Raw genomic sequence first — 21,046 nt, forward strand, 5'->3', positions numbered from 1 at the left:
CGCATGCTGAGCCTGTCCAACCACGGCTTCAGCGATACGCTGGTGATCCTCGGCGCCGCGGGCCTCGTCATTCCCGCCTTCGCGCGCTTCCGCATCAGCCCGGTGATCGGGTTCATCCTTGCCGGGCTGCTGGTCGGGCCGTTCGGGCTCGGCAGCCTGGTCGGTCAGGCGCCTTGGCTCTATTACCTGACCATCTCGGACGCGCATTCGATCGAGCCGTTCGCCGAGTTCGGCATCATCCTGCTGCTGTTCTCGATCGGGCTCGAGCTTTCGTTCAAGCGTCTCTGGGCGATGCGATCGCTGGTGTTCGGAACCGGTGCGGCGGAGCTGTTCGGGTCAGGGCTGATCCTCGCGGCGTTGCTCTATCTCACCGGGCTCAGCACCGGCGGCGCGATCGGCCTGGGCCTCGCGCTCGCGCTGTCCTCCACCGCGCTGGTGATCCCGATCGCGGGGACGACCAGCCCGGTCGGCCGCGCCGCCTTTGCGATGCTGCTGTTCGAGGATCTGGCACTGGTGCCGATCATCTTCGGCCTCGGCGCGATGGCACCCAATCCGGACGGCGCCGGCGTCACCAAATTGCTGATGACACTGGGCATCGGCGCGGCGACCGTCGCGGCGCTGTTCATCGGCGGACGCATCGTCCTACCGCGGATGTTCGCCCAGGCCGCGCGGACCAAGAGCCCCGAGCTCTTTCTGGCCGCCAGCCTGCTGGTCGTGATCGTCGCCAGCCTCGCCACCACCGCGGCGGGGCTCTCGCCGATCGTCGGCGCGCTGATCGCGGGCCTGCTGATCGCGGAGACCGAATATCACGGCGAAGTCGAAGCGATCACCGCGCCGTTCAAGGGCCTCGCGCTCGGCGTGTTCCTGCTCACCGTGGGCATGCAGCTCGACCTCGGCTTCGTCGCCGCCAACTGGGGGGCGCTGCTGCTGGCGAGCCTGCTGGTGATGATCGTCAAGGTCGCGGTGACGACGCTGCTGCTGCGCTGGTCGGGCGCGCGCATGGGCACCGCGGCGGAAACCGGCGTGCTGATGGCGAGCCCGTCCGAGACCACGCTGATCGTGCTCGGCGTCGCCGGTGCGGCCGGCCTCATCGCGCCGGGTACCGCGGCGTTCTGGAGCGCAGTCACCGCGATCGGCCTCACCGCCACGCCGCTGCTCGCCAAGGCCGGACGCGGTGCCGCGCGCAAGATCGAAGGCAAGAACGGCGCGCAGATCGCCGAGGAAGACTTGGCCCCGGTCGAGGGCGGCACCGTCGTGATCGGCTTCGGCCGCGTCGGACGCACCGTGGCGGAGATGCTGCGTCGGCACGACAAGCCCTATGTCGCCGTCGACGCCGATATCGACAGCGTCGTCCGCGGCCGACGCGCCGGCTTCCACGTGCTGTTCGGCGACGTCACCCGCAACGAGCTGGTTGATCAGCTCCAGCTCGGGCGCGCCAAGGCACTGGTGCTGACGATGGACGACCCAGTCCTAACCGTGCGGCTGACCAAGCGGGTGCGCGGCTGGGTGCCGACGTTGCCGATCATCGCCCGCGCCCGCGATGCCGGCCATGCCGCCGAGCTCTACCGCGCCGGCGCCACCGACGCGGTGCCGGAGGCAATGGAAAGTTCGCTGCAACTGTCCGAAGCGCTGCTGGTCGATCTCGGCCTCGGCGTGGGGCCGGTGATTGCATCGATCCACGAAAAGCGCGACGAGATGCGCCGCTCGATCAAGGAAGCCGCCGGTCTGCAACGCGACCCGCGGCTGACGCGCTCGCGGCTGAACGCCACCGCCGAACCCGACAAGGTCTAATCACGATGCTGCTTCCCCTCGCCCTCGCCCTGCTTGCCCCGCTCCAGGCCGAAGCCGTTCCCGATCCGCTCGCTCCGGCCAAGGCCTCGCGCATCCGCTGCGTCGATCCCGATCGCAGCGCGCGGACCTGCGGCACGATCGTCCGCTACACGCTGCGCGGCGACGGCAATTTCGATGCGCTGGTGACCGGCGTGGTCAATCGCGATCCGCTGATCGTGCTCGAATACAGCACCTTCGGCCAAGTGCGCGACGGCATGGTATGCAGCCGCGTCCGCCCCGCCGACTTCAACAGCGGCAAGCTCACCAGCAACGGCACGGCGCTGAGCCCGGCGCTGGAGACCAACACGCGCATGAAGCTGATGGAGGCGCTCCAGCCGCTCGCCGGCCATGAGCGCTGCTACCGCGACGCCGGCGCGGGCGAGCTGACCGTCAACGTCACGATCGACGGCCTGCTGCGCCCGGAGATGAGCCAGACGGCAATCTGGGTGCTGCCCGAGGACGGTTACGCCCCCGGGCGTTGACCCCTGGGATCAGGCGGCGACGGCAGCCTCTGCCAGCGCCGCCTTCACCGCCGCGAGCGCCTCGGCGCCTTTGGCTCCGTCCGGACCGCCGCCCTGCGCCATGTCCGGACGGCCGCCGCCGCCCTGGCCACCGAGCAACGCGACGGCAACCTTCACCAGGTCCACCGCGCTCACCCCGATCCCGTCGCTGACGCCGACCGCGACCGATGCGCGGCCTTCATTCACCGCCACCAGCGCGACCACGCCGCTGCCGATCCGGGCCTTGGCCTCGTCGACCGCGCCGCGCAGCGCCTTGGCCTCGAGTCCGTCGAGCACCTGGCCGACGAAGTTGATGCCGTTCACCTGCTCTGGTCCCGCCGGCGCCGCGCCGGCACCGCCGCCGAGCGCCAGCGCCTTCTTGGCCTCCGCCAGTTCACGTTCGAGCTTGCGGCGTTCCTCGACCAGTGCCGCGACGCGCGCGGGCACGTCGTCGGGTGCGGTCTTGAGCGCAGCCGCCGCCTCGCGCAGCCGCTCGTCGCGGGCATTGAGCCACAGCCGGGCGCCTTCGCCGGTGAGCGCCTCGATACGGCGCACGCCCGAGGAGACGGCGCTTTCGGAGACGATCTTGAAGATCGCGATGTCACCCGTCGCATTGACGTGCGTGCCGCCGCACAGCTCGACCGAATAGGACGCATCCTCGCCCAGCCCCATCGAGAGCACGCGGACCTCGTCGCCATATTTTTCTCCGAACAACGCCATCGCGCCAGCGGCGATTGCGTCGTCCGGGGTCATCAGTCGCGTCTCGACCGTGCCGTTGTGGCGGATCTGCGCGTTCACATCGGCCTCGACCAGCGCGATCTGCTCCGGCGTCAGCGCCGAGGGGTGTGAGAAGTCGAAGCGCAGCCGCTCCGGCGCCACCAGGCTGCCCTTCTGGCTGACATGGGTGCCGAGCCGCTTGCGCAGCGCCGCGTGCAGCAGGTGCGTCGCCGAGTGGTTGGCACGGACCTGGTCGCGATGCTCGACATTGACCGACAGGTGGACCGCGTCGCCGACCGCGACTTCGCCGCTTTCGATCTTGACATGATGCGCATGCAGGCGGCCGAGCGGCTTCGACGTGTCGTCGATGAGGGCGCGCAGCTTGTCATTGCTAATGACGCCCATGTCGCCCATCTGGCCGCCGCTTTCGCCGTAGAACGGCGTCTGGTTGGTGAGGATGGTCACCGTCTCGCCGGCAACCGCCTTCTCGACCCGCACACCGTCCTTGACCAGCGCGACCACCTGGCCTTCGCCCTGGGTGCCGGCATAGCCGATGAATTCGGTGCCGCCGAGTTCGTCGGCGAGGTCGTACCACAGCTCTTCCGAGGCCTTGTCGCCCGAACCCTTCCAGGCGGCGCGCGCGGCGCGCTTCTGCTCGGCCATCGCCGCATCGAAGCCGGCGCGATCGACGGCGATCTCGTTGGCGCGCAGCGCGTCCTCGGTCAGGTCATAGGGGAAGCCGAAGGTGTCGTAGAGCTTGAACGCCGTCGCGCCCGGCAGTGTGTCGCCGGCCTTCAGCCCCACCGTCGCCTCGTCGAGCAGGCGCAGGCCATTGGCCAGCGTCTGGCGGAAGCGGGTTTCCTCCTGGAGCAGCGTCGCCTCGATCAGCGGCTGGGCGCGCACCAGTTCGGGGTACGCAGCACCCATCTCGGCGACCAGCGACGGCACCAGCCGGTGCATCAGCGGATCCTTGGCGCCGAGCAGGTGCGCGTGGCGCATCGCGCGGCGCATGATGCGGCGGAGCACATAGCCACGGCCCTCGTTCGCCGGCAGCACGCCGTCTGCGACGAGGAAGCCCGACGAGCGCAGGTGGTCGGCGATCACGCGGTGGCTGGCGACCTGCTCGCCGCTGGCCGAGGTGCCGGTCAGCGCGGCGGACTGGTCGATCAGCGCCTTGAATGTGTCGATATCGTAATTGTTGTGGACGCCCTGGAGCACGGCGGCGATGCGCTCCAGCCCCATGCCGGTGTCGATGCTCGGCCGCGGCAGGTCGCCGATGATCTCGTCATTTTCCTGCACGAACTGCATGAAGACGAGGTTCCAGATCTCGACGAAGCGATCGCCATCCTCCTCGGGCGAGCCGGGAGGGCCGCCATAGATGTGCTCGCCGTGATCGTAGAAGATTTCCGAGCAGGGCCCGCACGGACCATCCGAGCCCATCGCCCAGAAATTGTCCTTGGTCGGGATGCGGATGATCTTGTGATCGGGCAGGCCGGCGATCTTCTTCCACAGGTCGAACGCCTGGTCGTCGGTGTGGTACACCGTGACGGTCAGCTTCTCGGCCGGGATGCCCCATTCCTTCGTGAGGAGCGTCCAGGCATGGGTGATCGCCTGCTCCTTGAAATAGTCGCCGAACGAGAAATTGCCGAGCATTTCGAAGAAGGTATGGTGCCGGGCGGTATAGCCGACATTGTCGAGATCGTTATGCTTGCCGCCGGCGCGCACGCACTTCTGGCTGCTGGTCGCGGTGCTGTACGGGCGCGATTCCAGGCCGGTGAACACGTTCTTGAACGGCACCATGCCCGCATTCACGAACATCAGCGTGGGATCGTTGTGCGGCACCAGCGGCGCGCTGGGGACGCGGGCATGGCCCTGGCCCTCGAAATAGTCGAGAAACGAGCGGCGGATATCATTGGTCGACGTCATGAGGTCGACTTAGGGGCGCGCGCGCGTTCGCTCAAGCGAAACACGTCGATCAACGTGATCGTTCCGCGACTGCCGCTCAGACCGGGCGCTCAACCCATCGGCTGGTCGATCGAGACCGGCGGGGTGGAGAACCATTTCGGGCCCGCTTCGGTCATGTGGAAGCAATCCTCCAGCCGCACGCCGAAGCTGCCGGGGATGTAGATGCCGGGCTCGTTCGAGAAGCACATGCCCGGCGCCAGTGGCGTCTTCTCGCCGCGCACCAGGTTGACCGGCTCGTGCCCGTCGAGCCCGATGCCATGGCCGGTGCGGTGCGACAGGCCGGGAAGCTTGTAGTCCGGCCCATAGCCGAGCGAGGCATAATAGCCGCGCACCGCATCGTCGACGCTGCCCGCGGGCGCGCCGAGCTTGGCGGCAGCAAACGCCACCTGCTGGCCCTTCGCCACCGCGTCCCACACCTTGCGCTGCGCGGCGCTCGCAGTGCCATGGACGAAAGTGCGCGAGACGTCGGACTGGTAGCCCATCACGTTGCAGCCGCAGTCCATCAGCACGATCGCGCCGTTGCTCACCGGCGAGGGAGTCTTGGTGCCATGCGGATAGGCGGCGCCCTCGCCGACCAGCACCATGCTGAACTCGGGGTCGCCGCCCAGCTTGCGCGTCGCCGCGTCCATCAGCGCGGAGACATCGCGCTGGCGCATCCCCTTGTCGACGCGTGCATAAACAAAGCGATAGGCGGCAATGGTGATATCGGTTGCGAGCTGCATCAGCGCCAGCTCGGCGGGGCTCTTGATCATCCGGCAGCCGCGCACGACCGGATTGGCCGAAGTGACGCGCAGGCCGTTCTTCTGCAGCCCATCGACCGCGAAGTAGCGCACCGTCTCCTCGATGCCGACCGGCAGCCCGGCTAGCTTGCGATCCTTGAGGAAGCCGGCGACCACTTTGAGCGGATCCTCGTCCTCCTGCCACACGCGCACCTCGGCCGGGATCGCCAGCGTCTCGCGGGTGCGCGGTTCCTCGAAGAAGGGGGTGACGATGCAGGGCTCGCCCTCTGCCGGCAGGATCGTGGCGGTGAGGCGCTCGCTGCGGCCCCAGCGAATGCCGGTGAAATAGACCAGGCTCGCACCGGGCTCGATCAGCACCGCGCCGATGCCGTTCGCCTTCATCAGCGCCTGCGCCTTGGCGAGCCTGGCGCGCCGCTCCTCGGGGCCGATCGGGCGGGCATTGCCGGTCATGTCCTGCAGCTGGGCGAGATCAGGCTCGGCCGCGCGGACGATTGCCGGCAGCCCCAGCAACGGCAGCGCCGCCATGCCCCCGATCAGGTTCCGCCGCGTCATCGCCCAAGCCGTCATGTCACGCCCTCGCTCTTGTATCGTCGATCGCGTAGGACGAAGCGGGACCGGACGGCAAGGATTTCGCGCCGGAATCGAGGGAAAGGATATCAGACGGATCGTTGCCATCGTGCCGATTCTGTTGCTGCCGGGGCCCATGCTCCCGCCGACAGCGCCGCGCCCGTCGGCAAGCCCCGGCCCCGCATGGTGCGACCCGCAATCTACACCTCGATCCTCGTCCGATGCGCCTGCCGCGCCTCGCCGCGCGGTGCCGCGGTGAGACCGGTGCCGCGCTCGCAGGCTTGACCCGGGCGCAACAATCCCCTTCCCTCCCGCGACGATTCTACAGGGAGCATGTGTGGGCAAACGACTAACCTGGTTCATCCTGGCGGCGCTGCTGCTGGGCGGGCTGATCGGCTGGGGGCTGAACCTCGGCTATGGGGGCACGCCGGCGGGCAAGGCGACGCTCGAATCGATCGCCTACGGCCTCGACATTCCCACCCAGATGTTCCTGCATCTCATCAAGATGATCATCGCGCCGCTGGTCGTCTCCACGCTGGTCGTCGGCATCGCCCATATGGGCGGCGGCGGCGCGATCGGGCGCGTCGGGCTGAAGGCGTTCTTCTGGTTCGTCTGCGCGAGCCTGGTGTCGCTGACCCTCGGCCTGATCCTGGTGAACCTGCTGCATCCGGGCACCGGGCTGCATCTTCCGCTGCCGCCGGCGAACGCTTCCAGCGGGGTGGACCGGACCGCCTTTGATGCGGCCAAGTTCTTCACCCACATCGTGCCGACCAGCGTGATCGAGGCGATGGCCACGAACGACATCCTCCAGCTGGTGATCTTCTCGCTGTTCTTCGGCGTCGGCATGGCGGCGGTAGGCGACAAGGCCAAGCCGCTGGTGCGCGGGCTGGAAGCCCTGGTTTCGGTGATGCTCACCGTCACCGGCTATGTGATGCTGTTCGCGCCGGTCGCGGTGTTCTGCTCCGTGACCCGTACGTTGGCGACCAAAGGGCCGAGCGTGGTGGGCGACCTCGCCTTCTTCATGGGCAGCTTCTACATCGGGCTTGCCGCGCTTTGGGCAGTGTTGTTTGCGGCATGCTTCCTGGTGATCGGATCGCGCACCGGCCTCTTGTTCCGCTATTTGCGCGACCCGATCCTGCTCGCCTTCTCCACCGCGACGTCGGAAGCCGCCTATCCTCGCGCGCTCGATGCGCTGGATCGGTTCGGCGTGCCGCCGCGCATCGCCAGCTTCGTGCTGCCGCTCGGCTATTCGTTCAATCTCGACGGCTCGATGATGTACATGACCTTCGCGTCGATCTTCATCGCCCAGGCCTATGGCATCCACCTCGACTGGGCGACGATGATCCAGATGCTGCTGATCCTGATGGTGACCAGCAAGGGCATCGCCGGCGTGCCGCGCGCCAGCCTGGTGGTGATTACCGGCACGCTCTCGCACTTCAACATCCCCGAGGCAGGCGTGCTGCTGATCCTCGCGGTCGACCATTTCCTCGATATGGGGCGCAGCGCGACCAACGTGATCGGCAATGCCGTGGCGGCGGCCGTAGTGGCGCGCTGGGAAGGCACGCTCGACGCTCCCGACGAGGCGGAGCCGGCGGTACGGCCGATCCCCGCCGGGGGCCCGCACGATGCAGAGCGGTTCGAGGATTATGCCGGGAGCTGAGCGCTCCCCCCACATCACGCATAGGCATAGGGCCCGCCCGCCTTCAGCGCGCGCTGATAGGCTGGGCGGGCATGGATCTTCTCCAGGAAGGCGGCGATGTGGGGCCGGCCGTCGAGGATGCCGGCGCGCTTGACCGCCGCCTCCATGGGGAAGCTCATCATCACGTCGGCCGCGGTAAAGGTCTCGCCGGCGAACCAGGGGCGCTGCGCCAGCTCGCCTTCGACATAGTCGAAATGCACCTCGGCCATCGGCCGGAACTTCTTGAGCCCCATCTTGCCGAAGAACGGCACACGGGCGAGCACCAGCATCACCAGAAGCGGCGGCATCAGCGAGCCCTCGGCATAATGGAGGAAATGGCGATAGCGCAGCGCGTCCTCGCGGGTTGCGGGTGCGCCCAGCTTGCCCTCCGCCTTGTCGACCAGATATTGCAGGATCGCGCCGGTTTCGGCGACCACCGTGCCGCCATCCTCGATCACCGGGGACTTGCCCAACGGATGAACCTTCTTCAGCTCGGGCGGGGCGAGCATGGTCGCCTTGTTGCGCTCGTAGCGCTTCACTTCGTAGGGAAGGCCAAGCTCCTCCAGGAGCCACAGCACCCGCTGCGAACGGGAATTTTCGAGATGGTGGACGATGATCGTCAAGTCGGCCCCTCCGGTCGGCGCGGCGTTTGTCGCCGCTTGCTGCACAGGCCTGCAGCTTGCGCGACGCCGGAGCGCCGCGCAAGCTGCAGTAGCGCCGGTCAGGCGAGCGTGCGTACCTTGGGCTCGCGGTCCCAATAGCGCTGCTTCGCCGCCTCGACGAAGCCGCCGAGATCGGTGACGCCCTCGTCGGCTTCCACGCCGGCCTTGTCGAGCAGCGGCTGGGCGGCGGCGTTGGCGCCGATCGCCTTTAGATGGCCGAACGCGTCCATCACCCACTGGACCGCGGCGCCTTCCTTGACGAGCTTGGCAGCCGCTTCCTCGGACAGGATGACCGCGCAGGCGTCGACCGTCACCGAGGGCTGGCCGAACAGCTGGGCATCGGCGGCGATCTTCGATCCGTCCGAGAGCGGCACGGCGCCGACCTTGGGGGCGATCGTCATCGCGTTGCCGCCCGCTGCCTTGATCGCGTCCTTGAGCGTCGCGAGGTCGTTCGCATCGGTCCCGTCGGCGATGAGGATGCCGACGGTCTTGCCCTCCAGCGTGTGGAGTTCGCGCGGGCCCCGGATGATGCGGAGCGCGGGCGACGGTTCCATGTCGAGCACCGGGGCGGCGGTCTTCGACGCTTCGGGCAAATCCATCGCCAAGCCCTCGGCGACGCGCTGGGCCAGCGTCTCGTCGACGTTGCGGAGGTTCGCCATCATCTGCACGCGGATATGCTCGAGGCTGACCTTGGACAGCTCGAACACCAGCGCCGAGGCGATATGCGCCTGCTCGGCCGGGTCCATCGAGCGGAAGAACAGTCGCGCCTGGCTATAGTGGTCGGCGAAGCTTTCCGGCCGGATGCGGAGCTTCTGGCCCTGCTCTTCCGACGGGAAGGTCTTGTAGCCCTTCTCCGGATCCTCGCGCGCGCCGCCTTCCTCGCCGGCCTTGGCGAGGCTGTTGGGCTCGTAATTGGCGCGGCCCTTGGGCACCGCCATCTGCATATGGCCGTCGCGCTGCTGGTTCATGAACGGGCAGCCCGCCGCGGCGGCGCGGCCCTTGGCGGCGTTGATCGGCAGCTGGTGGAAATTGACCGAACCAAGCCGCGACAACTGGGTGTCGGTATAGCTGAACAGCCGGCCCTGGAGCAGCGGATCGTTGCTGAAGCCGATGCCGGGGACGACGTGGCTCGGGACGAAGGCGGCCTGCTCGGTCTCCGCGAAGAAATTGTCGGGATAGCGATCGAGCACCATCCGCCCGACGATGCGCACCGGCAGCACCTCCTCGGGGATCAGCTTGGTCGCATCGAGCACGTCATAGGGCTGGGCGTTGGCAAAGTCCTCGTCGAACAGCTGCACGCCGAGTTCCCATTCCGGATAGTCGCCGCGCTGGATGCGCTCGAACAGGTCGCGGCGCTGGAAATCGGGATCGGCGCCGGCGATCTTCACGGTCTCGTCCCAGATCGTCGAGGCCAGGCCCGCCTTCGGTTTCCAATGGAACTTGACGAAGGTGCTCTTCCCCGCGGCATTGATCAGCCGGAACGTATGGATGCCGAAGCCTTCCATCGTCGCGAAGCTGCGCGGCAGCGTGCGGTCCGACATTGCCCACATCACCATATGGGTCGATTCGGGCATCAGGCTGATGAAGTCCCAGAAGGTATCATGCGCGGTCGCCGCCTGCGGATAGCCGCGATCCGCCTCCATCTTGGCGGCGTGGATCAGGTCGGGGAACTTGATCGCGTCCTGGATGAAGAAGACGGGAATGTTGTTGCCGACCAGGTCCCAATTGCCCTCGCGGGTGTAGAACTTGACCGCGAAGCCGCGCACATCGCGCGGGGTGTCGACCGAACCGGCACCGCCGGCGACGGTGGAGAAGCGGACGAACACCTCGGTGCGCTGGCCCTTCTTCTGGAACAGATCGGCGATGGTGACGTCGGCGAGGCTGTCGGTCACCTCGAAATAGCCGTGCGCGGCCGAGCCGCGGGCGTGGACGATACGCTCCGGAATGCGCTCGTGATCGAAGTGGTTCATCTTCTCGCGGAAGACTTCGTCCTCGATCAGCACCGGGCCGCGTGCACCGGCCTTCAGCTGGTTCTGGTTGTCGCTGATCGGCGTGCCGTGATTGGTGGTGAGCACCGGGTGCTCGGCATCGGTCACCTGGTGGGTTTCGCCACCGGCTGGGGCGTTACGGCTGTTCTGATCGGTCATGGGAGTCCTCGCAAAGCGTGCGAAGGTCCAACGAGCCGTGGATCAGGCAGTTGCGCCAGGTTTGTGATCTATGTCGATTTCGGTCGCGGCGGAGCGCCTGCCGCCGCAAGGACGATCAGCGCCCGCAGCGCCGGTTCGTCGCCGGAAGCGACTGCACCCAGGCAGACATAGCGGCCACGCCGCCCCTCGCCCCGCAGCAATCCCGCCGCATCGGGCAACCGGGCCCCTTCGGCAAAGTGGAGCAGCAGGTTGGGCGGATCGACGACCAGTCGCAGCACCGCCGCGCTTCTGTCCGACGGCTTGTAGAGAAACGTCCGCCCTCCCCCAGGCGCCATCTCCCGCTCCACCGCCCCTGGCCATGCCGATTGCAGCAAGGCCCGGGCAGCAGCGAGGCGGACAGCGAGGTCCGCCGAAGACGTGGCCTCACACGCCCCGGCAGTCCCCGTTACCGCGGAGGTAATCCGATCAGATATCGTCGTCGGGCTCCGGACCGGCCATCAGACCTTCGGCGACCTGCTCGGTGCGGCCGCGGATCGCGGCTTCGAGCCGGTTGCAGACCTCCGGGTTCTCGCGCAGGAAATTCTTCGAATTCTCGCGACCCTGGCCGATGCGGATGCTGTCATAGCTGAACCAGGCGCCCGACTTCTCGACCAGCCCCGCCTTGACGCCGAGATCGAGGATCTCGCCGATCTTCGAAATGCCCTCGCCGTACATGATGTCGAATTCGACCTGCTTGAACGGCGGCGCGACCTTGTTCTTCACCACCTTGACGCGGGTCGCGTTGCCGATGATTTCATCGCGGTCCTTGATCTGCCCGGTGCGGCGGATGTCGAGACGGACCGAGGCGTAGAACTTCAGCGCGTTGCCGCCGGTCGTCGTCTCCGGATTGCCGTACATCACGCCGATCTTCATGCGCAGCTGGTTGATGAAGATCACCATGCAGCGCGAACGGCTGATCGAGCCGGTGAGCTTGCGCAGGCTCTGCGACATCAGGCGCGCCTGGAGGCCGACATGGCTGTCGCCCATTTCGCCCTCGATTTCGGCGCGCGGCACCAGGGCTGCGACCGAGTCGACCACCAGCACGTCGATCGCGTTCGAGCGGACCAGCGTGTCGACGATCTCGAGCGCCTGCTCGCCGGTATCGGGCTGCGAGACGATCAGCTCGTCGATATTGACGCCCAGCTTCTTGGCATAGACCGGGTCGAGCGCATGCTCGGCGTCGACGAACGCGGCCACGCCGCCATTCTTCTGCGCCTCGGCGATCACGTGCAGCGCCAGCGTCGTCTTGCCCGAGCTTTCCGGACCATAGACTTCGATCACGCGGCCGCGCGGCAAACCGCCGACGCCCAGCGCGATGTCGAGCCCCAGCGAGCCGGTGGAAATCGCCTCGACCTGCATCGTCTCCTTCGAGCCCAGCCGCATGGCCGAGCCCTTGCCGAAGGCGCGGTCGATCTGCGCGAGGGCGGCGTCGAGCGCCTTCTGCTTGTCCGTGGGATTGGCCATATTGCCGTCGATCACCTTGAGAGATGCTGCCATTGGGAAGCCCCGTCGCTAGAGGGTTTACGCACTGCGTTCAACCGTGTTGCAGCGCTTGTATCGCATTTGTTCCGTGAGAACAAGAGGGGAACTTGATGAAGGTTGCGCACATGCGGCACGCGCGCTAGCTGCGGTGGCGTGACCTTGATCGTCGGCCATGTCTCCGCGCTTGCCCGCTTCCCCGTGAAGTCCATGGCTGGCGAGGCTTTGTCAGTCGCCGAGGTCGACTGGCAGGGCATCGAGGGCGACCGCCAGTACGCCTTTGTCCGCGCGCAGAATGGCACGCGTTTTCCGTGGCTTACGGCGCGCGAAGTGCCGGGCATGGTGCTCCACCGCGCCCGCTTCACCGATCCGGCTGCACCCAAGATCAGCGCCATCGCGGTGGAAGTGCCGGATGGAGGTGTCCGCGCGCTGCACGACCCCGGCCTGCACGCCCACCTGGCAGAGGCCGCGCGCGAGCCGGTGGCGCTGATCCAGGTAGCGCGCGGCGTCTATGACTCCATGCCGATCTCGCTCCAGACCAGCGCCGGCCATCGCGCCTTGGAGACCGCGCATGGCGGCCGGGTCGATCCGCGCCGCTTCCGCATCAACGTCACGATCGAGAGCGAACTGCTGCCCGAGCAATGGCAGGGCCTGCGCCTCGCCTTCGGCGACCCGAGCGAGGACGGCGCGATCGTGCAATGCGCCGATCCGATCCAGCGCTGCGTGCTGATCACCATCGATCCGGACACCGGCGCCAAGGACCCGACGGTCCTGCGCACTGTCGCCCAGCGCTTCGCCGCCTGCTACGGGCTCTATTCGGCACCGGCACGGCCGGGACTGATCCGCGTCGGCGATCCCGTCCGCATCATCGCCTGAGGAGGAGGGGCCGGAGCCCCTCCCCTCCGCTTACTTCCCCGCCTTGCCCGTCCACTGGTTCATCCAGCCCAGCACCTCGCCATACCATTGCAGCGAGTTCTTCGGCTTGAGCACCCAGTGGTTCTCGTCCGGGAAGACGAGCAGCTTGGACGGGATCTCGCGGCGCTGGAGCGCGGTGAAGGCCGCCAGGCCCTGGGTATAGGGGATGCGGAAGTCCTTCTCGCTGGTGATCACCAGCTGCGGGGTCTTCCAGGCGCTGACATAGTTGACCGGGTTCCAGCGCTCGAATGCGGCGGGGTCCTCGAAATAGGCCTTGCCGCCATGTTCCCACTCGTCGAACCACAGCTCCTCGGTTTCGTACGCCATGGCGCGCGCGTCGAACACGCCGTCATGCTGGACGATGCACTTGAAGCGATCGGGCCACTGGCCCTCGATCCAGTTCATCATATAGCCGCCATAGGAGGCGCCGAGCGCGCAGGCCTTGTCGCCATCGAGGAAGGCGAAGCGATCGGTCGCAGCGCGCAGGCCCTTCTTCAGGTCCTCCAGCGGCCCCCCGCCCCAATTGTTGCGGATCGCATCGGTGAAGGCCTGGCCATAGCCGGTCGAGCCGTGGAAATCGACCGCGACCACCGCATAGCCGGCACCCGCGAACACCGCCGGGTTCCAGCGATAGGACCAGCTATTGCCCATGCTGCCCTGCGGCCCGCCATGGACGATGAACGCGATCGGCGCCTTCGCCCCCGCCACCAGCCCCGCGGGCTTGGCGACATAGCCCCAGACGGTGTCGCCATTGGCGCCGTTGAAGCTGTAGCGGGTCACCTCAGGCATCGAAATGCCGGCCAGCTTCTCGGCGTTCACCGCGGTGAGCCGGGTGCTCTTCTTGCCCTTGAGCCAATAGAAATCATCCGGCGCGGTGAGGCTGTTCATCGCATAGACGAGCCCGCCTTTGGTCGGCACCACCGCCGAGACGCTGCCCTTCTCGGTCAGCCGCTCGACCTTGCCCGCCAGCGACACGGCGAAGACCGGCTCTTCCTGCACGTCCTGCGCGGTGACGTAGATCGTCTTGGAGTCCGCTCCCCAGGCGATCGAGGCGACCGAGCGGTCCCAGCCCGCGGTCAGCGCGCGCACGTCGCCGGTGGCTAGGTTGCGGAGCATCAGCACCTGGCGATCGGCTTCATAGCCCGGCCGCGCCATCGCGAACCAGGCGAGCCACTTCCCGTCGGGCGACGGCGTCGGCAGATTGTCCATGCCGCCATTGCCCTTGGTGAGGTTCACCGGCGCCGCGGAGCCGTCCGCAGGGGCGGCGAAGATGTCGAGATTGGTCGACAGCGACTCGATCCGGTCCGCCTCGCGCAGCGCGAAGTAGATGGTCTTGCCGTCGGCGCTCCAGGCGACTTCCTCGCCGCCGCCCGAGGGCTTGGAGGGCGTGTCGCCGACCAGCCCGCCTTCGATTGCGACGCCGTCGCCGGTCGCCCCCTGCGGCCCGAACGGCAGGACGAAGAGCTGCGAGCGGGTGCCATCCGCCCACGTATCCCAATGGCGCACGAAGAGCTGCTGGTAGACGCGGCCCGAGCCGGCGTTCGGATCCTTCTTCTCCATCGCCGGCGTCACCGTCGGTGCGCCCGGCTTGCGATCGGCCCAGACGAGCAGCTTGGCGCCGTCCGGCGATACCTTGAAGCCGCTGAAGCCGCCCTGGATATGGGTCAGTTGGGTGGGCGTGCCGCCGGTGATCGCCACCGACCACACCGCATCCTCGCCGCCCTTGTCGGACTGGAACCACACGGTCTTGCCGTCGGCGGAAATCTGCGGCGCGGTCTCGTTGACCAGCGGCTCGGCGACCAGCTTCTCCGGCTTGGCACGCTTGGCGGTGAGGTCGAGCCGCCACAGATCATAGCGGCCCTTGTTGGCGGCAAGATCGGTCTCGCGCTGCTGCCAGACGAGCCAATGGCCGTCGGGCGACACGGCGGGCGCCCCCACGCGGGAGAGGCCGACAACGTCCTGGATGGTGAGGTCTCGCGCCGAGGCGGGCGCGGCGATGGCGGCGAGCGCGACGCTCGCGACGAGGAACTGCTTCATGCCCCCGACGATAGCCGGAAGGTATCGCCCGATACAATCGTCGGATGTGCGGTTCAGCGGGTGCCGGTGATCCGGGCGATCTCGCGCGCGACGATCTGCTCAACCAACTGCGGCAGGTTCTGGTCCAGCCAGTCGCGCAACATCGGCTTGAGCATCTCGCGGACCAAGCCCTCCAGCGTGTCCGATCCCGGCACCTGCGGCTTGACGATCAGCCGCGACAGCGCCTCGAGTTTCTCGCGGCTGGCCTCGGCGACGCGATCGGAGAGGATAGGGTCCGCTGGCGCTGCGACCGGTGCGGGCTCCTCCGCGATCGGCTCGTGCAATTCCAGCACATCCTCATGCGGAGGCTCGACCAACGGTTCCTCTGCTTCGTGCTCGACCTCGGCTTCGGGCACCGCCCGCAGCGGACGGCCGCGGGCGAACGCGCCGGGTTCGTCGTCGGCGATGATCCGTTTGATCGATGCGAGGATTTCCTCCATCGACGGCTCGCTGCTGGCAGTCCCCATCGCGTCCATCCTGGCGTTTGAGTGCGAACGCCCTCAATCAGGGATTGGGGCGGTCGCTGTCAACCGGACGCTGCAGCGTCGGATCGAGCGGCGCGCCGATCACCACCGCACTCTGCGCCGGCGTGCTGCGGGTGCTGGTCGCCACCGGCTGGGGCGCCTTGTCGTCGCGCCAGTCGTTGATGCGGTTGCGCACGCGGGCGTAATTGACCGCCGGATCGTAGAGCAGGCGGCTGTCGAAGTTGAGATCCTTGGCCTGGGCCCGGCCCATGGCGGCAAGCAGGCTGAACCCTGCGACATAGGCGTCGCGCTCGGCGGTGACATATTGCACCTGCGAGTTGAGCAGTTCCTGCTCGGCGTTGAGGATGTCCAGGATCGTGCGAGTGCCGACGCTGTTCTCCGCGCGCACGCCTTCGAGGCTGAGCTGGTTGGCCTGCACTGCGGTACGCGACGATTCGATCACCCGCAGCGCGGCCTGGTAGCTGGCGTAGGACGAGCGCGCCTGGGCGATCACGCCGCGTTCGGTGAGTGTCACCGTCTCGATCGCCGCGCCCTCGCGCGCCTGCGCCTGACGGACCTGGGCGGCCGGGCGGCCGCCCTGGAACAGCGGCAGGGAGACCTGCACGCCTACCGTGGCGGTAGTTGCCGTAGGAGTGAGGCCGGCACGGCGCCCGATGTCGCCCACGGAACCGAGATAATTCTGGTAGGTGCCGCCGGCGCCGACGCTCACCTGCGGCAGGCGACCCGCCTTTGCGACGCGGGTATCGTAGCGCGACGCATCGCGGGCGAGTTGCGCGGCTTCGAGGAACGGGTTGTTGGCAAGCGCCACCTGCTCGGCGGTCTGCACGTCCTGCGGCAGATTGGGCAGCGCCGGCGGCGGCGCGAGTATGCCCGGCGGCGTGCCGACGACCTGGATATAGGTCTCGCGGCTGCCGATCAGCTGCGCCTCGGCGCTGCGCAGCTGCGACTGAGCAAGCGCCAGGCGCGCCTCGGACTGGGCAACGTCCGTGCGGGTCAGGTCGCCCACTTGGAATCGGTCGCGGGTCGCCTGGAGGTTCACCTCGAGGACGTGGACGTTTTCCTGGTTGAGTCGGACGATCGATTCGTCGCGAATGACGTTAAGATAAGCGGTTACCGTCTGGGTGAAGATGTCCGCCTCGCTGCCACGCAAGTTTGCGCGGCCGGCATTCACCCGCACCTCGGCGGCGCGTACCGAATTGCGGATGCTGCCGCCGCTATAGATGGGCTGCGACAGATTGACGCCAAGCTGCGCCTGACGCGATGGCGTCAGTGCGCTGGCATTGGTATTGTACAGGCTGTCGTTCGCGGAGCCGCTCGCGCTGAGACCGGGCAGCCCCTGCGAGCGGGCGATCGGCACATTCTCGTCGTTCGCGCGCTGGTTGGCGCGCTGAGTCTGGATGTCCGGATTGGTCGCATAGGCCTGGGCCAGCGCGTCCTGCAGCGTCGTCGTCGGCGCAGCGGTCTTGGCGCCGGGGGACGGCACGTCCTGGCGGCCGCTGGGCGCGGTCTGTGCGTACGCAGGCGCCCCGAGGGAAACGAGGCTCACACCAATGAGCAAAATGTTCAGTCGCATGAGCCCCGCTTTTAAGGTTAAAAGGTAAATTTTCTCGGTTTTTCAAAGCCGGGAAGCGTCGCCACTTCGATGTCCAGGAAATCCGCCAGACCGAAGCCCCCCTCGGTACGGCGGCCGAGCGCCAACCGCGTCACGCCGCGGTCGATCACGCCAGTGACAATACGGCCGCCGACCTTGACCTGGTCGACGATCGCCTGCGGCAGTTCCTCGACGGCACCGTCGATCACGATCAGGTCGTATGGTCCACGCGCGGCCCAGCCGGCGTTGAGCGGGCCCTGGACCAGCTCGACATTGGCGGCACCGGCCAGCCCGCCGCGCGCGATCGCGACCAGCGCCGGCTCTTCCTCGAGCGCGACGACCGATGCCACCAGCGGCGAGAGCAGCGCCGCGGCATAGCCGCCGGCCGCGCCGATCAGCAGGACATGGTCGCTCGGCTGCAGTTCCGCCTCGGTCAGCAGCCGGCCCGTCGCCAGCGGCGAATCATGGCGGCGGCCATTGCCGAGCGGCAGCAGCGTGTCGCGGTACGCAAGCGCGCGCTGCTCCGGCGGCAGGAATACTTCGCGGGGGACTTGCGACATCGCCGTCACCACGCGAGGATCGTTCACTGCGTTGGTACGCAGCTGGCTCGCCACCATGGCGTGGCGCATCGCTTCGAAACGGGGCGCTTCGAGGGGCGCAGGGTCGACCATAAGGGCCATCATCACTCCGCTTGTCGCACAACCGTATTAGTTGTGCAATACACTTGTTGCTGTCTCAGGGCTTCTATCGCGGAGTGCGGGGCTCGCCAAGCGAGTGCGACGTTATTTTGAAACTCTGTTGACATCACCCCCACCCCGAGGGCATTTGCCGCGCCTCACCTCCGGATGGCCCGATGGCGGAATGGTGACGCAGCGGACTGCAAATCCGTATATGCCGGTTCGATTCCGGCTCGGGCCTCCACCGGCGCCAGATGCGCCCTTCTCCACTTCGCAGATACGAACAGGGCGCCCGCTGCCCCGTGCAGCGGACGCCTTTTCGTTCTTGTAGGCCGGGATCAGCGGCCGTTGCGGCAGTCGCCACCGTCTACCGCGCGGCCGGCCAGCGCACCTGCACCCGCACCGATGATCATGCCGGTGCCGCTGCGGCGATAGGAGCTGCCGCGGCCGATCTCGCCGCCCAGCAGGCCACCGGCGATCGCGCCGAGGATGGTGCCCGCGGTGCCGTCGCTGCAGCGCTGGCGATAGTTGCGGCCGCGATAGGCGTAGCGCGGACGGTCGTCGCGATAGTCGCGGTAATCCCGATAGTCACGGGCGTCCCGGTAGCCGTCACGATAGTCGCGGTCATAATGGTTGTAGCCGTCGCGATAGCCCCAGTCCTGAGCGGCCGCCGGCGTCGCGGCGATCGTACCGGTCATCAGCGTGGCAGCCATGGTGGCGCCGATCAGAAACTTCTTCATCTCGTATCTCCTCGCGGCGGCAGCCTGTGCCGCCGTCTGAAGCCTGATTCGCACAACGCCGCTGTTCGCAGCCTGAATGCGCTCGTTAGGTAATGTTCAGCTAATCCATTGGCCCGGAACGGGACGCCGGCGCGCAACCCGCGCTTGGAACCATGACACCTAGGAAACGTTCTTTCGGTCTCTTGGAGGGAACCTTCCGCATGTACGATTTCGGCATCCGCCGCGCGCTGACCGGCTATCGCATGGCCTACCGCCCGCACGAGACCAATCCCTGCCCCGGCTGCGGCCAGTCGCACTGGATGGTCGGGCGGATGACGGCCGAGTGTGCGTTCTGTGGCACTGCGCTCCCGCTCCACCACGGCACCGTCGGCGGCAGCGCGCTCCATGTCCGCCCCGCCCATCCGCCGCTCGCGGCCTGAGCCATGACCAGCGTTTCGAACACCTCGCCGATCGAGCGAATCGCCCGGGTCATCGCCGCCGAGATGCTGAGCCCCAATGCCGAGGGTGCTGGCGAGCTCGGCCGGCCGGTGAGCGAAATCGTTGACACGATCTGGCCGCGCGAGACCGATCGGGCGATGGCGGTGCTCCGCACGCTCCGCGAGCCGACCGCGACGATGATCGAGGCCGGCCGCGCCGCCGGCGACGATCCCGCCCGCATTTGGAGCGCGATGGTCAACGCCGCGATCGCCGAGGCATCCGCGCTGGCGGACTAACGCGGGTTTGTCGTCGGGCTTTTGTTCGCTATGCGCACGCCATGCATGACGCTCCGCTGACGCTCTACAATTCGCTTTCCCGTTCGCTCGAGCCGTTCCAGCCGCTCGACCCTGCCAAGGGCGTGCGCGTCTATTCGTGCGGGCCGACGGTCTACAACTACGCCCATCTCGGCAATTTGCGCGCCTATGTGTTCACCGATACGCTGAGCCGGGTGCTGCGCTGGAAGGGCTATCCGCTCACCCACATCATCAACATCACCGATGTCGGCCACCTGACCTCGGACGCCGATGCCGGCGACGACAAGATGGAAGCGGCCGCGCGCGCCCAGGCGATGAGCATCTGGGACATCGCCGCGCACTATACCGCCGCGTTCAAGCAGAATATCGCCGATCTCAACATCACCGAACCGAGCAAATGGTCGGTCGCGACCGATCACATCCAGCAGATGATCGCCTTCGCCGAGAAGATCGCGCCCGAGCATTGCTACGAGCTCGACTCGGGCCTCTATTTCGACGTCTCGACGGTTCCCGATTATGGCCGACTGGCCGGTGCTGCCGATGACGCAGCAGAGGGCCGGATCGAAGCGGTGACCGGCAAGCGCCACCCGCAGGACTTCGCGATCTGGCGCAAGTCGCCGCCGGGCGAGCAGCGGCAAATGGAATGGGATTCGCCCTGGGGCAAGGGCGCCCCGGGCTGGCACCTCGAATGCTCGGTGATGAGCATCCAGTATCTCGGCGCGCCGTTCGATATTCATACCGGCGGCATCGACCATCGCGAGATCCATCACCCCAACGAAATCGCGCAGAACCAGGCGTTTTGCGGCTGCGGCGACACCGGCGCGCATTTCTGGATGCACAACAACTTCCTGGTCGATCGCCAGGGCAAGATGTCCAAGTCCAAGGGCGGGTTCACCACGCTCCAGTCGCTGATCGACGCGGGCGTGCATCCCCTCGCCTATCGTCTGCTGTGCCTGCAGGCGCAGTATCGTAGCGAGCTGGAATTCTCGGCCGAGAACCTAGCGGCGGCGCTCACCCGGCTGAAGCGGCTGGTGATCACGGTGACCGCGCTCCGGGCCCGCGCCGAAGGCGAAGGCACCGCACCGGCGGCATGGCTGGAAAAGCTCGACGCCGCGGTGTCGGACGATCTCAACACCCCCAAGGCGCTGCCGGTGCTCGACGAGATGCTCGCCGACAAGCGTACTTCGCCCGCCGACCGGCTGGCAGCGCTGGCCGAGTTCGACAAGGTGCTGGGCCTGCGGCTCGCCGAACTGACCCGCGAGGAACTGCGCGTGCAGCCCAAGGGCGCGACGATTACGCCCGAGCAAATCGGCGACCTGCTGGTCGAGCGCAAGGAAGCCCGGGTGGTAAAGGACTTCCAGCGCTCCGACCGAATCCGCGACGATCTCGTGGCGGCCGGGATCGAGGTGATGGACGGCGATCCGCTCGGCTGGGACTGGAAGCCGGCGCTGTAACTACTGCCGTATCCTCCCCCGCCAGGGGGAGGTGGCGCCGAAGGCGACGGAGG

At 67.4% G+C, this 21,046-nt stretch carries 18 protein-coding genes and 1 tRNA gene; 8 read left to right on the forward strand and 11 right to left on the reverse strand.

Features of this window, described 5'->3' with window-relative positions:
• The first annotated feature begins 3 nt into the window (after positions 1-3).
• Both ACTJKY_RS14765 and ACTJKY_RS14770 read left to right on the forward strand, forming a co-directional pair.
• Positions 4-1,791 carry a cation:proton antiporter domain-containing protein gene (locus ACTJKY_RS14765; RefSeq protein ID WP_440846894.1) on the forward strand — a complete coding sequence of 596 codons (1,788 nt, stop codon included), beginning with the start codon at positions 4-6 and terminating at the stop codon, positions 1,789-1,791.
• A 5-nt stretch (positions 1,792-1,796) separates the two neighbouring features.
• The gene (locus ACTJKY_RS14770) at positions 1,797-2,312 is read left to right on the forward strand and encodes a hypothetical protein (protein ID WP_440846895.1); all 516 of its coding nucleotides are present in this window, start codon (positions 1,797-1,799) and stop codon (positions 2,310-2,312) included.
• A 9-nt stretch (positions 2,313-2,321) separates the two neighbouring features.
• On the opposite strand, the gene alaS is transcribed toward ACTJKY_RS14770, so the two are convergent.
• Together alaS and ACTJKY_RS14780 are read right to left on the reverse strand one after the other, a co-directional pair.
• Positions 2,322-4,973 (reverse strand): alanine--tRNA ligase, encoded by a 2,652-nt coding sequence (gene alaS / locus ACTJKY_RS14775; RefSeq protein WP_440846896.1) that lies wholly within the window; start codon positions 4,971-4,973, stop codon positions 2,322-2,324.
• 89 nt (positions 4,974-5,062) lie between these two features.
• Positions 5,063-6,319: a M24 family metallopeptidase gene (locus ACTJKY_RS14780; protein WP_440846897.1), complete on the reverse strand. Its 1,257-nt coding sequence runs from the start codon at positions 6,317-6,319 to the stop codon at positions 5,063-5,065.
• A gap of 337 nt (positions 6,320-6,656) precedes the next feature.
• Between ACTJKY_RS14780 and ACTJKY_RS14785 the strand changes: the two genes are divergently transcribed.
• Positions 6,657-7,979 carry a dicarboxylate/amino acid:cation symporter gene (locus ACTJKY_RS14785; RefSeq protein ID WP_440846898.1) on the forward strand — a complete coding sequence of 441 codons (1,323 nt, stop codon included), beginning with the start codon at positions 6,657-6,659 and terminating at the stop codon, positions 7,977-7,979.
• Positions 7,980-7,993: 14 nt separating this feature from the next.
• Here ACTJKY_RS14785 and ACTJKY_RS14790 read toward each other — a convergent pair whose 3' ends face one another.
• The 4 genes from ACTJKY_RS14790 to recA form a co-directional block, all read right to left on the reverse strand.
• Positions 7,994-8,620 carry a glutathione S-transferase family protein gene (locus ACTJKY_RS14790; RefSeq protein WP_440846899.1) on the reverse strand — a complete coding sequence of 209 codons (627 nt, stop codon included), beginning with the start codon at positions 8,618-8,620 and terminating at the stop codon, positions 7,994-7,996.
• 98 nt (positions 8,621-8,718) lie between these two features.
• Positions 8,719-10,806, reverse strand: a complete 2,088-nt coding sequence (locus ACTJKY_RS14795) for a catalase (RefSeq protein ID WP_440846900.1) — start codon at positions 10,804-10,806, stop codon at positions 8,719-8,721.
• Between the two features lie 68 nt (positions 10,807-10,874).
• Positions 10,875-11,141, reverse strand: coding sequence for a hypothetical protein (locus ACTJKY_RS14800; protein WP_440846901.1), 267 nt, complete (start codon positions 11,139-11,141; stop codon positions 10,875-10,877).
• Between the two features lie 130 nt (positions 11,142-11,271).
• The gene (gene recA / locus ACTJKY_RS14805) at positions 11,272-12,342 is read right to left on the reverse strand and encodes a recombinase RecA (RefSeq protein ID WP_093295065.1); all 1,071 of its coding nucleotides are present in this window, start codon (positions 12,340-12,342) and stop codon (positions 11,272-11,274) included.
• A gap of 138 nt (positions 12,343-12,480) precedes the next feature.
• Here recA and ACTJKY_RS14810 point away from each other — a divergent pair, with 138 nt between their 5' ends.
• Positions 12,481-13,200: an MOSC domain-containing protein gene (locus tag ACTJKY_RS14810; protein WP_440846902.1), complete on the forward strand. Its 720-nt coding sequence runs from the start codon at positions 12,481-12,483 to the stop codon at positions 13,198-13,200.
• Positions 13,201-13,230: 30 nt separating this feature from the next.
• Here the strand turns inward: ACTJKY_RS14810 and ACTJKY_RS14815 are convergent, their stop codons facing one another.
• From ACTJKY_RS14815 to ACTJKY_RS14830, 4 genes are read right to left on the reverse strand one after another with little or no spacing between them, the layout of a single operon-like run.
• Positions 13,231-15,276: a prolyl oligopeptidase family serine peptidase gene (locus tag ACTJKY_RS14815; protein ID WP_440846903.1), complete on the reverse strand. Its 2,046-nt coding sequence runs from the start codon at positions 15,274-15,276 to the stop codon at positions 13,231-13,233.
• Between the two features lie 53 nt (positions 15,277-15,329).
• Positions 15,330-15,782: a DUF2497 domain-containing protein gene (locus ACTJKY_RS14820; RefSeq protein WP_440846904.1), complete on the reverse strand. Its 453-nt coding sequence runs from the start codon at positions 15,780-15,782 to the stop codon at positions 15,330-15,332.
• 37 nt (positions 15,783-15,819) lie between these two features.
• Complete coding sequence (locus ACTJKY_RS14825; protein ID WP_440846905.1) at positions 15,820-17,373, reverse strand: TolC family outer membrane protein; 1,554 nt, start codon at positions 17,371-17,373, stop codon at positions 15,820-15,822.
• A 17-nt stretch (positions 17,374-17,390) separates the two neighbouring features.
• On the reverse strand, positions 17,391-18,074 hold the full coding sequence (locus ACTJKY_RS14830) for a protein-L-isoaspartate O-methyltransferase family protein (RefSeq protein WP_440846906.1): 684 nt from the start codon (positions 18,072-18,074) through the stop codon (positions 17,391-17,393).
• A 164-nt stretch (positions 18,075-18,238) separates the two neighbouring features.
• On the opposite strand from ACTJKY_RS14830, the gene ACTJKY_RS14835 reads away from it, so the two are divergent.
• A tRNA-Cys gene (locus ACTJKY_RS14835) sits at positions 18,239-18,312 on the forward strand.
• A gap of 94 nt (positions 18,313-18,406) precedes the next feature.
• On the opposite strand, the gene ACTJKY_RS14840 is transcribed toward ACTJKY_RS14835, so the two are convergent.
• The gene (locus tag ACTJKY_RS14840) at positions 18,407-18,808 is read right to left on the reverse strand and encodes a glycine zipper 2TM domain-containing protein (protein ID WP_440846907.1); all 402 of its coding nucleotides are present in this window, start codon (positions 18,806-18,808) and stop codon (positions 18,407-18,409) included.
• A gap of 200 nt (positions 18,809-19,008) precedes the next feature.
• On the opposite strand from ACTJKY_RS14840, the gene ACTJKY_RS14845 reads away from it, so the two are divergent.
• Genes ACTJKY_RS14845 through cysS form a run of 3 tightly spaced genes read left to right on the forward strand, consistent with a single transcriptional unit; the run spans position 19,009 to position 20,993 of the window.
• Entirely contained in the window at positions 19,009-19,227 is a 219-nt protein-coding gene (locus ACTJKY_RS14845; protein ID WP_440846908.1) for a hypothetical protein, read from the forward strand.
• Positions 19,228-19,230: 3 nt separating this feature from the next.
• Positions 19,231-19,521, forward strand: a complete 291-nt coding sequence (locus ACTJKY_RS14850; RefSeq protein ID WP_093295076.1) for a hypothetical protein — start codon at positions 19,231-19,233, stop codon at positions 19,519-19,521.
• A 41-nt stretch (positions 19,522-19,562) separates the two neighbouring features.
• Complete coding sequence (gene cysS, locus ACTJKY_RS14855; RefSeq protein WP_440846909.1) at positions 19,563-20,993, forward strand: cysteine--tRNA ligase; 1,431 nt, start codon at positions 19,563-19,565, stop codon at positions 20,991-20,993.
• Positions 20,994-21,046 lie beyond the last annotated feature (53 nt).

It is taken from the genome of Sphingomonas sp. 22176 (genome assembly GCF_052045505.1).
Classification (GTDB): domain Bacteria; phylum Pseudomonadota; class Alphaproteobacteria; order Sphingomonadales; family Sphingomonadaceae; genus Sphingomonas.